Raw genomic sequence first — 13,523 nt, 5'->3', positions numbered from 1 at the left:
ACCGGGGACCGGGCGTCCGCGACGGACAGCCCGGTCCTCCGGGTCAGGGCGGCCCGGCTGCCCTCTACACCGAGCGGCGCGTCAGCACCTGCCCACCATCGGCGGGGTGCACGCTTCATCGCCACCGCGGTCCTGGTGTCGGGCGCGCCGAGGGGCACTGCCTTGGTTCAGCCGGGTGGACCGCCTCGGTTACCACCATCCAAACAGCAGCGGAATTCGGAGTTAGCCTGCCGGCGCCGGCGCGGGGCGCGGCTGGTCCGATGGCACCTCCGCCGTAGTGCGCCACCAGTGGCGTGACGCCAGCCCGGCCAGCACCGCGCCGGCGGCGTTGACCAGTACGTCATCCACGGAGGAAACCCGGTCCAGCCGCAGGACGTACTGTGCGGTTTCGACCAGGGCCGAGCAGCCCGCCCCGAGTGCCAGGATCCGCGGCACGGACGCAAGCGCCGCGAACCGCATCGGGGCGAAGAACCCGAGCGCGGCGAAGATCAGCAGGTTGCCGCCGATCCCGATCGGCCCCATCGTGACCAGGTCCCGCAGCGGGACCAGGCTCACCCGGCCCGGGACGATGCCGGCGCCCGGGCCCGGCATCATGGTCAGCCACACCAGCGGCACCGTCCCGTAGACCATGCCCACCTCGGCCAGCGACATCCGCCGTGCGGACGGGACGCCGGCAGCACGCCGAAGGCGCGCCAGAGCCCACACCACCAGAGCGGCCAACGGCAGGCCGACCAGCGTCATGAGCAGCACACCGTTGAACGTATCGAAGCAGCCGTGCCACCGCCCGGCCATGCACCTCGGAGCGGACATCATGAGCGGCCGCCGCACGACGAACGCCGCGCTCGCCAGACCGAGGATCGCCAGGCTCACGAGCCCGATGCTGCGCGTGCGGCGGGGCGCTGCTGACAGGGATGCACTGTGCTTCATGCCCCCATTAGAAATGGAGGGCCGTTGCAGTGGCGTATGAAATTTTCCATACCTCCGCGATACACGGAATGCCTGGCGTCGTCGCCGGGCACCTCGGCCACGACCAAGGCCCGCAGCCGGCTGTCGACGTCAACGGGCAACCGGCCGGTCCCAGTGGGGCCGGCTCCTCGCAGTGTGGCGGAGGTTTGAGCGGATCGAGCGGCGGTCGCGGCGGCGGCGATCGACCGCATTGACACGTGGCTTCAACAGCACGCGCCCCGGGCCCGCGCGGCTCTACGACCGCCGGCGTCTGAGCCCGACCTCGTGGCGGCGCCGGAGGCGGTCGGCCAGCCACTGCCGCCGGATCTGGGAGCCGGGTGGTTGTACGCCGACGGGGCGCATTTTGGCCTTCAGGCCAACGGCGGGTGGCTTATCCCGCCGGGCTTCGTGCCTTACCGATCATGCCGGCGTCGCCACGACGGCACCCAAAGCCATGCGTCGATGCAGCACGGCCCCGTGATTGGTGCCAGCGGGCCCCGGGACGACAGCCGGCACCATCCAGGCGGGGAGCAGCGAACCCTGACCACTTCGATTTTCGGCTTGTCTGCGAGGTCGTGGTCACCCGGCGACGACGATGGTGGCCTTCTCGATTCCGGCTCGGCCCCGGGCCTGCTCATCTGCCTCGTCGATCCGATCGGCGATGGCCAGAGCTGCCCGGTGGTGGCGCAGGGCCGTCTCGTGGTCGCCGGCGAGAAAATACGCCTCGCCGAGGGTGTTCAGCACGTTCGACTGGATGTCGGGGCCGAGTCCGCGGGCGAGATCGAGCGCGGCCAGACCAGCCCGGATGGCTGCCTTGTGCCGACCCAGTCGGGCGTAGCTGAAGGCAAGGTTGGCCAGGGCGTTTGCCTGGCCCGGGCGACTGCCCGTGCGGTGTTGCAACGCGAGCGCCCGTTGGGCGTACCGGACCGCCTCGGGGTGCCGGCCCAGCCGGGCATGGAGCAGGCCGACGTTGTTCTCCAGGCTCGCCACGCCGGGGCCGCCGAGCTTCCGCTGCAGCGCCAGGGCCCGTTTGGCCTGGTCGAGCGCCTCCCGGTCCCGACCGAGCAGGTGCAGGTCGATGCTGAGGTTGCTCAGCACGGCGGCTTCCCACTGTCTGTCGCCGGTGGATCGGAAGAGCGTGACGGCCCGCTGGTATTCAGCAATCGCCTCATGGTGTCGGCCGAGCCGGCGGTACACCAGGGCGAGGTTGTTGCGGGTGATCGCTTCGCCGTCGGGCTGTCCGAGCGTGTGATGCAGGGGCAGTGCCTGTCGGAGCTGCGTCAGCGCGGGATCTGTCCGGCCTGCGGTGTTGTATGCCTGGCCCAGTTCGGTCAGGGTGTGCGCTTCGGCGCGGGGGTCGTCGAGCTGGCGGGCTGCGGTCGAGGCACGCAGCAGAATCTCGATCGAGTCATCGGTGTGGCCGCGCCGGATCTGGTAGGGCTGCAGCAGATGGGCGAGCAGCAACACTTGCCGCTGACAGGGGCCGCTGCTAGCGGTCCGGGCGGCGGCGATCAGGTTCGCGTACTCCGCGTCGAGCCAGGTGAGTGCGTGCTGCTCGTCGGCGAACTCGACCGGAGGTGTCTCCGGTGCCGGAGGCTGCCCGACCGGTGGGAGCGAAAACCTGCGGATCAGCCGGGTCGCGGCGTCGGTCGTCGCCACGTACCAGTCGAGCAGCCGTCTTTTGGCGGCCGCGATGCTGTCTTCGGTGTCCTCGGTGAGGCACCGCCGCGTGGCGTATTCGCGCAGCAGGTCGTGCATCTGGTACCGGTCCGGTTCCGCCTGCTGCACGAGGTGCTCGTCGAGCAACGATTCGAGCGCGAGCTGCGCGGCCGCCGGTTCGCAGCCGACCAGTGCCGCCATCGACGCCGCGGTCACGTCGTTGCCGGGGTGGACGCCGAGCAGCCGGAACAGCCTTCGGCGGTCCGGAGCCAGGGCCCGATACGACAGGGCCAAGACGCCCTGAACCGCTCGCCCGCCGAGGGACAGTTCGTCCAGCCGGCGATTCTCGTCGGTCAGCCGGGACAGCAGATGGCTGATGGGCCAGGCCGGTCGCGCTCGCAGTCGTCGCGCGGCGAGTGCGACGGCCAACGGCAGATGACCGCAGCGCGCCAGCAGCGCGTCGGCCGCGGACGGCTCGGCGGTCACCCGGTCGCGGCCGACGATCATCGTGAGCAGGTCCAACGATTCCTCCCGGTGCAGCACGTCCAACCGGACGGTGTGAGCACCGTCCACGGCGAGGCTGCGCCGGCTCGTCACGATCACCAGGCAGCCCGGGTTGGCCGGCAGTAACGGGTGAACCTGTGACTCTTCGGCTGCGTTGTCCACGACGAGAAGCACTCGCTGCTCGGACAATCGGTCCCGGAACACCGCCGCGCGGGCCTCGATCTTCTCGGGAATTCCGGACGGTGGGACGCCCAGCAGCCGGAGCAGGGACTCCAGCACCTCACCGGGGTCGGCCGGCGCCGAATCCTCGGTGAATCCGTGCAGGTCGACATAGAACTGCCCGTCCGGGTAGGTGGCGGAGAGCCGGTGGGCGGCATGTACCGCCAGGCGGGTTTTGCCCACACCGGCCATGCCCTCCACCGTGACGATGGGCACGGCTGTGTCCGGTGGGCTGGTCGCCGCGCCCATCAGCGCCGCCAGTTCGCGTCGCCTGCCGACGAATTCCGCGATGTCGGGTGGCAGGTGCCGGTACGCGCTCTCCAGCGCCTGGCCGGCGTTGTGCGGGGTGGGCGGCTGCGGATCCCCCGTCAGAATCCGCCGGTGCAGCTCTTGCGACTGCGTTGACGGTTCGATACCCAGCTCCGCGACCGTCCGGCGGTGCAGCTCGCGATAGACCGCCAGTGCGTCGGAGCGCCGTCCCAGCCGGCTGTGCACCGTCATCAGGTGCCGGGAGAAGCGCTCGTCCAAGGGGCGCTCAGCGATCAGCCGGACCAGTTCGGGAGTCAGGCCGTCGAGTTGCCCGTCGGTGATTCGCGCATCGGCGTACTCGGCAGCGGCATCGACCCGGGCCTCGTCCATGGCGGCCGCGCTGTGCTCGATCACCCGGCCTGTCAGGCCGCTGAAGGCCGGTCCACGCCAGAGCGCGAGTGCGGTGCGCAGCAGTCGTACCGCGGTCGCGTTGTCACCGGCGGTCCGTGCCTTGCCTGCCGCCGTTGCCCCGGCCTGGAACTGCTCGAGGTCGTATCGGTCGGCAGCCACCTCGAGCAGGTAGGCGGAGGATCGGGTAACGATGGGGGCGGCGGCGCGGCTGCCGCCGGGTGCCAACCGGCGCCGCAGGTCGGAGACAAGCCCCTGCAGCTGCACCCGGTACGACCGCGGCGGCGCGTCCCGCCACAGCTCGTCGACGAGGATGTCCATGGAGACGGGCTGGTTGGCGTGGGACAGGAGAAGTGCGAGTACCAGGGTGCGTTGCGGCCCGCCCAGGTCCATCGGTTGGCCGCGCCACTCGACGGTCAGCGGGCCGAGTGCGCGAAAGTACAGATCCTCATCAGCTTCCAAGGTCAACTGCCACCTCGGTATCGCGGTCACTTCGTATGGGTTCGTCACCCGGGCGCTTTCGGCCCTCGCGTCGCACCGCAACCTAGTCACGGTGAGTACTCGCAAAACCTACCAGCGGTTCCGCAACCCGACTTGGCATCAAAACCGGCATACTTCCATATGTCGGGGCTTCGAATTGCAGGATGGATGTCAACTTTCCTGCTGGCTCAGCATGTCGCAGCGTCAGCGGGGCCGACGGCCGACCCTGCCCCGGCGGCATTGCCCTGGTAGCCCGCCGCTTGAAGGGTGAACAACTCGGCATACCGGCCACCGGCGATCATGAGCTCGTCGTGGTTGCCGCTCTCGGCCAGAGCGCCGTCGTGCAGGACGAAGATCCGGTCGGCGTGGCGGACGTTGGCCAGCCGGTGGGTGATGAGGATGGTGGTGGCCCGCCCCTGCCGGTCCCGGATCGCCTGGAACAGCGCGTCCTCAGCCCGCGGATCGAGGGCGGAGGACGGCTCGTCCATGATCAGCAGGTCGGCGTCGCGGAGGAAGCCGCGGGCGGCGGTGATGCGCTGCCACTGCCCGCCGGAGAGGTCCTGGCCGTGGGCGAAGGTGCGGTCGAGCAACGTCTCGTACCCGTACGGAAGATTCTCGATCATCTCGTGTGCGACGGCCCGGGCAGCGGCGGCCTGTATCCGGTCCAGGCTCGCTTCGCTGTGGACGTCCCCGATGGCGATGTTGGTCGCCGCAGTGAACGGCCACTTGTGGTACTCCTGAGTGACCACGGCGATCCGGGCTCGCAACCCGTCGGTGTTCCAGTCGGCCAGCGGCCGACCATTCCAACGGATGACACCCGAGGTGGGCGCGCGCAGGTTGGCGATCAACGCGGCGAGGCTGCTCTTGCCGGAGCCGTTCTCCCCCACGAAGGCCACGGTCTGGCCCGTCTCGATGGTCAGCGTCACGCCGTCCACGGCAGCGGTATCCCGGTCGGGGTAGCGCAGGCTGACCTGATGGACGGTCAGCTCACGCAGCGGCTCCAGCGATTCCCCGCCCGACTGGTCGGGCAGGTAGGCGGCGGCTCGGGTCATGAACCCCGTGTAGTCGCCGAAGTGCAGGCCATCGGTGTAGACCTTGTCGACCTGGGTGGTGGCGACGGCCAACGAGCGTTGCGCGGCCTGCAAGGCGATCACGCAGGTCGCCGCAGCGGCCAGTGGGATCTGCCCGTCCACGAGCAGCAGCCCGAGCAGCACGTACACCGCCCCGGTCGCCAGTCCGCCGATCATGGACCCCAGTGTGGTGGTGGTGGTGACCCGACGAGCGAGCGCGAGTTGGATGCCGGTCTCCACCGCCATGACCCGGTCGTACTGATCGAGCAGGAACCGGCGCAGCCCGTACGAGCGGAGCTCCGGGGCCGACACTCGCTCGGCCATGAGCCGGTGCAGCAGCCAGATACGGCGTCGGCGTACCGAGCCCGCCGTGTAGGTCCGATACTGCAGGTGTCCCGCCCGCAGGGAGGCCCACGCCTTGGGCAGCGTGGCGACCAGCAGCGCCACCAACAGCAGCGGGTGGATGACCACCACGGCGACCGCGACGGCGACCAGACCGGCCAGGCCGGCGAGGAAGCTCATCGACGCCTGCACCAGCGAGATCGCCGAGTCGGTCCCCCGCGAGGCCCGTTCCATGTCGTCGGCGAAGGCGTCCGCGTCGAACGCCTCCAGTCGCACGGCCGTACTCGTCTCGAACAGGCCGCGCTCGACCTCCCGGCTCACCCGCGGGGTGAGTCCGTTCTGTGCGTACCCGCTGGCGATACCCATGCCGGCGCGCAGCGCCGTCGCCCCCGCCAGCGCGGCGAGGGCGGGCAGTGCCGATTCGACCTTGTCCGCGGTCGGCCCTCCGGCGAACAGCTCGACCAGCACCCGCTGGGTGGCCAGCAGCCCGAAAGCGGCCAGCACCCCGGCACCGACCGTCGTGGCGGCCACCACGCCAGTGCGGATGCGGTCAGCGCGCCAACTGATTCGCAACGCCACCCAGACCAGTCGGGGCAGCTCGGCGAAGACGGCGAACAACCCGGCCTCAGCCCGCGCCCGCAGGCCCGTCTCCCACCACATCTCCCGCAGCTCGGGCAGTACCGGCTCTGCCGAGGGCAGCGGGGCGGCGGTGCGGGGGGCAGTGCGCTGGTCGCCCGGGATGGCGGTTTCGGTCATGGGCATGCCTCCTCACGCTCCGCCGCCCGGGTCGCGACGGCCCCCAGTGCGCGACGGCACCTCTGCGAGCGTCGAGCGTAGAACATCGATCCGTTCCTGGCGGGCGTCGTGAGCGCCGACGCGGGGCGGTTGCGGGGTCGCTCGATCGCCGCACCAGTCAGCGGAGCTTCGCAGCACCGATCACCGCCCGCAGCCGCGCCTTGATTGTTAGTGATTAGTTAGCGGCCGACGCTAGCGTCCGCGCCAGTCCAGGGCGGACCGGCGACCACGCCGTCGCGCTCAGCTACCTCGACGGAGGCGAACATGACCCAGAGACTGCAGGCGGCCCTGCTCGAACTCGCGCCACGCAACGGCGGACCGGCGGCCGTGGAACCGCGGGTCCACTTCGAGGACGTGCAGCAGTCGCTGCACTCCGCCAACCGCTGCCCGTACACCTGCGGTCCGTGCACCGACCGGATCAGCGACCGCTGCATCGCCACCGGCCGCACCGTCTGACCCATCCCTGACGATCTCCGCTGCCGAGGAGGTAGGTGTCCGTGTCCGACTGGGAATCTGGACCGTTCGTCAAACGGCTCGTCGATGAACGGTACGGCGGCCGGTACACGGTGCGCCTCGGGCCGCAGTGGACCTACGTGGACCGCGACGACGTGCAGCTTCCGGACCATGGCTGGAAGCTGCACGTCTCGTCACGGGCCGAAGACTTCGCGGCCACGGCGGCCCGGACGGTCCCGTTCCTGCTCGAAGTGGGGTGCAGCTTCAAGCTCGCCAGCACAAGCGGCGTGCTCACCGCGATGAACTACGGCATCGAGACGCCCGCCGGGGTGGGCAAGGCGATCACCGTCTACCCCCAGCAGGACCGCGTACGCGACCTCGGCCTCGCGCTCGTCGACCTGCTACGCGGGCATCCCGGACCGCGGGTGCTCAGCGACCGCCGGATCGACGGCGACGCGCCGGTCTACTACCGCTACGGCCCGTTCGTGGCTCGCTGGTTCCGGGGCCAGCGCGGTCTCATGTCGATCCAGATCCCCGGCCCGCACGGGGAGACGTTCGACGCGGTCGCCGACCTGGACTACCGCCAGCCGGACTGGGTGACCGACCCATTCCGGCCCGAGAGCGACGACGAAACACCGGAGCTGCTCGGTGGGCGGTACCGGCCCGAGGACGGGGTGCAGCGCACCGCGCAGGGCAGCGTCTTCCGCGCCCGCGACACCACCACCGACCGGGTGGTCATCGTCAAGCAGGCCAGGGCGCACGTCGGCGACTCGGGCAACGGCCTCGACGCCCGCTCCCGCCTCCGCAACGAGCGACGGGTGCTCACCGCTTGCGAGGGCGTGCCCGGCGTGCCCGCCTTCATCGACCACTTCGCCCACGGCGACGACGAATTCCTGGTCACCACCGACGTCGGCGACCAGGATCTGGCGTACCGGGTCGGTAACCAGGGCGCCATGCTCCGCGCCGGCACACCCGTGTCGCCGGGGTTCACCCAGCTGGTGGCCCAACTCGCCCGTACCCTGCTGGCGCTGCACACCCGCGGCGTCGTCATGCGCGACATCACCCCGCGCAACGTCGTCATCGGCGCCGACCGGGCACACCTCGTCGACTTCGGCATCTCCGCCCTCGACGGCCTGCACGTGCCCGGCGGCACGCACGGCTACGCCTCCTGGGACCAGATGCGCAACGGCCCGGCCACCCCGTCGAACGACCACTACTCGCTGGGGATGACCCTCGCCTTCGCAGCCACCAGCCTGTCCCCCGTGGTGGACGAGACCGAGGCCGACGTGCCCGCACAGCGGGCACTGCAATCGCTGACCAGCATCCTCGGTCCCAGACACGCGCCGTTCACCGACCTGGTGGCCGAGCTGCTGCAGGGTACGCCGGAACAGGCCACGGCGGCGCTGCGGACGCTGGCCAACGAAGACTGGGCGGCCCGTACCGGCGCAACGCCCCGCCGCCAGAGCATGCCGACCGCCGATCCCATCGTCCTCGAACAGCAGGTGCTCGATCAGCTGCTGTGGGAGGTCGAGCATCGACAGCTGCGGCAGCCGGCGTCCGCATTCGCCAACGTGGACGGCAGCATCTACACCGGCAGCGCCGGAGTCGGCCTGGAGCTGCTGCACCACCGCCACCAGCCCGGTGTACCGGAGCTGCTGCACCAGCTGGCGGAGCACACCGTCCGAGCCAACACACGGATCGACGTGCCGCCCGGCCTGTTCCTCGGCTCCACCGGCAGCCACCTCTTCCTGGCACAGCTCAGGAAGGCCGGTTTCGACGTGGCGCTCCCCGCGATCCCCGCCGTCCCGTACAACGTCGACGACGAGCATGACGACATCATGACGGGCACCGCCGGCGTCGGACTCGGCCATCTGTACCTCGCCGATGTCCTCGGCGACCCGACGCACCTCGACGCCGCCCGCGCCTGCGTGGACAACCTGCTGGCCAAAACCGAGATGACCCTGTCGGTGGCCCTCGACGCCGGCCTGCCCGAAGAGATCGACACCGATCCGTCAGCCAGCTACTCCCACGGCCGCGCCGGCGTCATCGACCTGCTCATCGCCTACACCGCCCGCACCGGCGACCCAGACGTACGGGCGGCCGCCCACGAACGGTCCCAGGAGCTACGAAACCGCGCCGAGGTGCTGATCGGGCGGGCCCGCGATCCCCGGGCGATCCCACTGTCTGTGTCCTGGTGCCAGGGACTCGCCGGCATCGGTCGCACCCTGCTGCACGCCGCCGAACTCTTCGACGCCTCCGAGTTCACCGCGGCCGCCGTGTCAGCGGCTGAGGCCTGCACCGCCTGGATCCCCCGCCTTGGCGGCCTGAGCCAGTGCTGCGGCTTGACCGGGGTCGGCGGATTCCTCATTGACTGTGCCCGCCACACCGGCGACGACCGACACCAGCGGGCCGCCCACGCGGTCGTCCCGCAACTCCTCGCCCGCAGCCACGGCCCGGACGGCTCGCCCTTGTTCGTCAACTCGAACCGGCAGGACGCGCCCTGGTCGTGGGCGACAGGGAACGCGGGCATCCTCGCCTTCCTCCGCCGGCTCAACCGGCCGGACACGCCGGAGGTCGTGCCCTACAGCCACCTTCCGCTACGGACGGCGGCGGCTCGCTCGGCTCTCGTCCGCAGTTGATCTCCGGTCACCGCACCGATGATCCGACCGGCGCCCGCAGTCGCCGGCACCCGCTCGCCTCCCGTGTACGTGATGAACCGCCAGATATCTGTGCCGCCTCAGTGTGTACGCGCTGAGTGTTTCCACGCCCGGCAGAAGGAAGTGTCATTGGATGCGTGAACGGTCAAGTAACGGTAGGTCAAGCGCACAGAAATGGGTGCGGTTCCAGCCGCGCAGCGGCGAGCCGCCGGCAATGATTATCGTCTGTTTTCCACCGGCCGGGGGTGGCGCTGGATCCTTCGCGAAACTTCGCGAAGTCGCCGCGGCGAATGCCGAATGCGTGACCGTGGAATTACCCGGACGCATGTCCCGGCTCGCCGAACCACCGGTGCAAAGCATGAGCGCGCTGGCCGACCATGTGGCGCAGTCGGTCCTCGAGGCGGTCGAACCACGAGGCATTCCCTATGCCTTTCTCGGCCTCTGCCTGGGCGCGGTCATGGCCTACGAAACGGCCGTGCGCGTCGAGGCGGCCAGCGGGAACGGTCTCCGCAGCATCGTTGCCGCCGGCAGCAACGCCCCGCAGAAGGGCCCACCCTCGGTGGACGACCCCGTTGACTTCCTGCGCCGGATGGGCAGCCCGGAGGACGTCTTCGCGAATCCTGCCCTGCTCGAGATGACCCTGGAGATCCTGCGCTCGGATCTGCATCTGTTCCACTCCTACACCTGCTCCGGCCAGCGGCTGAAGACCCCGGTCAGCATCCTGTACGGCCGGGACGACACGCTGGTGGAGAGGACCGCGATCGCACCGTGGAAAGACCTCGCCACCAGCATCTCCGTTGACGAACTCCCGGGGGGTCACTTCTTCCTCGACCAAAACTACGATCGCCTGCTCAGCAGGCTGCACGGCGATTTGCTCGACACACCCCGGTAGAGCAAGGATTCCGCATGTCTTATCGCTACACCCCGGCCGGTTCCTCTCATCCCTCACCCACGGAAGCGAAGATACCCAAACTGAGGATTCTCGGCTCGCTCAGCCTGACCGCCAAGAACGGGAAGTCGTGCAGCCCCCGCGCCCTGAAGCTTCGCATTCTGCTGGCGAACCTGCTGTGCGGCCACAATCGCGCCATCCCGATCGAGCACCTCATTCGTGAACTGTGGAATGAATCGCCGCCGAAGACCGCGAAGACGGCACTCCAGGTATACGTATCGAACATCCGGAAAGTCCTCGACACCACGGATCTGGCGCCGGGCTATGCGCGAATCGTCACCCAGCCACCCGGTTACATGCTCGAGGTGGACGACAACGTGCTGGATCTCGCACTCTTCGAGCAATACTGGCAAGAGGCCCGGAACGCACAGGACACCGGCCGCACGAAGATGGCCTCGCAACTCCTGTCCGATGCGCTCGCGCTCTGGCGCGGGCCGGCCCTGTCGGACGTCTGCACCACCCCGGACCTGCAAGCGGAGGCACGCCGGCTGAATGAGATGCGCCAGGCCGCGCGGGAACGGAAAATCCTGCTGGACCTGGAACTGGGCCGGCACACCGAGGTGATCAGCGAACTGTACGCGCTGACCTCGCGCCATCCGTTTCACGAAAATCTGTGTGCCTACCTGATGATCGCCCTGCAGCGGCAGGGCCGGCCGGCCGACGCCCTCGACGTGTACAGCGAACTCGCCCGAGCCCTGCGCAATGAACTCGGCCTCGATCCCGGCACCCAGTTGCAGCGACTTCACCAGCTGATTCTGCTGCGCGAACCGATTCCGATCGACTCGACCTTCGAGCTGCTCCAGCTTGATAGAACCGCCTGAACCGGCGACAGCACCAGCGCCATTACCGGCCCCGCTTAAGCACGCTTTAAGATGACCTTTAAAGCCGCCTGCTAGATTTACACTTATTCCATATCGCACGCGCAGAGGGGCGAATATGGTACGCGGTCCTGGAATGACGTTGGCGCACGTCTTGAACGACAAGGCCGAACGCCACCCCGAGCGAGAGGCCCTCGCATTCATTCCGGATATGAACGAAGGAAAAATAGCGGACCGGCTCACCTTCGGGCAGCTGGCCGAGAGATCGCGCCGGCTGGCGGCACGGCTGGCCACCGCGGGGTTCGAGCCGGGCGCGCGGGCGCTACTGCTCTTCCCCAGCGGCCTGGACTTCGCCGTCGCGTTCTTCGCATGCTCGTACGCGCGCCTCATCGCGGTGCCCGCACCGCTGCCGGAACGGTCGCCTACGAGCATTCAACGGCTGGCGGGGATGGTCGCCGACGCGGAGCCGGCGCTCATCCTCACCGTCGAGGAGTCGCGGGAAACCATCCGCGAGTGGGCGGCGGGCAACGGCTACCGCACGCTGCCCTGCATCACCGTGGCGGACACCGCGGACCCGTCGCCGGACGACGTGCCACTGGAACTGCCGACCCCGGACGACCTCGCCCTGCTGCAATACACCTCCGGCTCCACCAGCGACCCGAAGGGTGTCATGGTCAGCCAGGGCAACCTGCTGAGCAACCTCGATCTCATCGACTCGTTCGTGGGCCGGAAGCCGGAGATAAGGGTGTGCGGCTGGCTGCCGCACATCCACGACATGGGCCTGATCGGGCAGCTGCTGTACCCGGTGTACGCCGGCGGGTGGCTCCTCCAGCTGCCCCCGCTGGAGTTCCTGAAGCGACCGTCCAGGTGGCTGGCGCTCATCGCCCGCCACCGGATCCAGTGCGCCGCGGCCCCCAACTTCGCATACGACCTGTGCGCCCGGGTAACCAGCGAGGATCAGGCGGCGGAGCTGGACCTCAGCCACTGGGAGACCGCGCTCAACGGCGCCGAGCCGATCAACGACCGGACGCTGGAGCGATTCGCCAAGCGGTTCGCGCCCGCCGGCTTTCGTATGGAGTCGTTCCTGCCCTGCTATGGCCTGGCCGAGGCCACCCTGATCGTGACCGGCAGGCCGGCCGGTCGGCCGGTCGGGAAGGCGACAGTCGATCCCGAGCAGCTGGCGCACGGCCGATTGGCCCCGATGACCGGAGCGGGCGGCAAGATCCTCATCAGCAGCGGGACGATTCTGCACGACAACGTGCTGATCGTGGACCCGGAGAGCCGGATGCCGCTGGCGGACGGCCGGGTCGGTGAGATCTGGGTGACCGGCGCCAGCGTGAGCCGGGGTTACTGGCGCAAGGACGAGGTCAATGAGGAGATCTTCGGCGCGACGACCACCGACGGGCGAGGGCCCTATCTGCGTACGGGTGATCTCGGGGTGCGCGACGGGGCGGAGCTCTACGTCACCGGGCGGATCAAGGACCTGATCATCTCCAACGGCCGCAACCTGCACCCCCACGACCTTGAATGTGCGCTGCAGGAGATGGCGGGAGATCTGCCCTTCGGCTCCTCCGCGGTCTTCGCGATCGAGGACCACCAGGTGGTGGCCGTGCAGGAGATACGCGGACGCCAGCACGACGACCTCGCCCAGGCGGCGGCGCGGCTCGGGCGCGGGCTGGCGCAGCAGTTCGGGATCGGCCGAACCAGCGTGGTGTTCGTCCGGCCGGGCGCCGTGCGCAAGACGACGAGTGGAAAGACGCGGAGATCCGCGATGCGCCAGCTCTTTCTGGAGTCAGGGCTGGACCCGATCTACGTGAGCCTGGCTCCAGGTATGAGTGAGCGTCTGGGGAAAACGCCGTCATGACTTATCCAGCTTCGTACGCGCAGCGCCGGTTGTGGTTCCTGGCTCAGCTCGAGGGGCCCAGTGCCACCTACAACCTGCCGAACGCGCTGCGGTTCGACGGGCCGGTCGACC

The 13,523-nt window shown here is 69.3% G+C and carries 8 protein-coding genes; 5 read left to right on the top strand and 3 right to left on the bottom strand.

Annotated elements, in window-relative coordinates; all coding sequences use genetic code 11:
* Positions 1-222 precede the first annotated feature (222 nt).
* The 3 genes from ACFYML_RS33815 to ACFYML_RS33805 form a co-directional block, all read right to left on the bottom strand.
* Positions 223-870 carry a VanZ family protein gene (locus ACFYML_RS33815; protein WP_387424506.1) on the bottom strand — a complete coding sequence of 216 codons (648 nt, stop codon included), beginning with the start codon at positions 868-870 and terminating at the stop codon, positions 223-225.
* A gap of 654 nt (positions 871-1,524) precedes the next feature.
* On the bottom strand, positions 1,525-4,452 hold the full coding sequence (locus tag ACFYML_RS33810) for a tetratricopeptide repeat protein (protein WP_387424505.1): 2,928 nt from the start codon (positions 4,450-4,452) through the stop codon (positions 1,525-1,527).
* A 200-nt stretch (positions 4,453-4,652) separates the two neighbouring features.
* Complete coding sequence (locus ACFYML_RS33805; protein ID WP_387424504.1) at positions 4,653-6,632, bottom strand: ABC transporter ATP-binding protein; 1,980 nt, start codon at positions 6,630-6,632, stop codon at positions 4,653-4,655.
* Between the two features lie 303 nt (positions 6,633-6,935).
* Between ACFYML_RS33805 and ACFYML_RS33800 the strand changes: the two genes are divergently transcribed.
* The 5 genes from ACFYML_RS33800 (at position 6,936) to ACFYML_RS33780 (ending at position 13,412) form a co-directional block, all read left to right on the top strand.
* Positions 6,936-7,127 (top strand): hypothetical protein, encoded by a 192-nt coding sequence (locus ACFYML_RS33800; RefSeq protein ID WP_073837521.1) that lies wholly within the window; start codon positions 6,936-6,938, stop codon positions 7,125-7,127.
* Positions 7,128-7,162: 35 nt separating this feature from the next.
* Complete coding sequence (gene lanL, locus ACFYML_RS33795) at positions 7,163-9,763, top strand: class IV lanthionine synthetase LanL (protein ID WP_387424502.1); 2,601 nt, start codon at positions 7,163-7,165, stop codon at positions 9,761-9,763.
* Between the two features lie 151 nt (positions 9,764-9,914).
* Positions 9,915-10,673 carry a thioesterase II family protein gene (locus ACFYML_RS33790; protein ID WP_387424501.1) on the top strand — a complete coding sequence of 253 codons (759 nt, stop codon included), beginning with the start codon at positions 9,915-9,917 and terminating at the stop codon, positions 10,671-10,673.
* Between the two features lie 14 nt (positions 10,674-10,687).
* Positions 10,688-11,551, top strand: coding sequence for a BTAD domain-containing putative transcriptional regulator (locus ACFYML_RS33785; protein ID WP_387424500.1), 864 nt, complete (start codon positions 10,688-10,690; stop codon positions 11,549-11,551).
* Between the two features lie 115 nt (positions 11,552-11,666).
* The gene (locus tag ACFYML_RS33780) at positions 11,667-13,412 is read left to right on the top strand and encodes a fatty acyl-AMP ligase (protein ID WP_387424499.1); all 1,746 of its coding nucleotides are present in this window, start codon (positions 11,667-11,669) and stop codon (positions 13,410-13,412) included.
* The last annotated feature ends 111 nt before the right edge of the window (positions 13,413-13,523 follow it).

Source organism: Micromonospora sp. NPDC007230 (assembly GCF_042869115.1).
Taxonomy (GTDB): domain Bacteria; phylum Actinomycetota; class Actinomycetes; order Mycobacteriales; family Micromonosporaceae; genus Micromonospora.
Note: the sequence above shows the minus strand (reverse complement) of the source record. Positions and strands in the feature narration are given on the sequence as shown.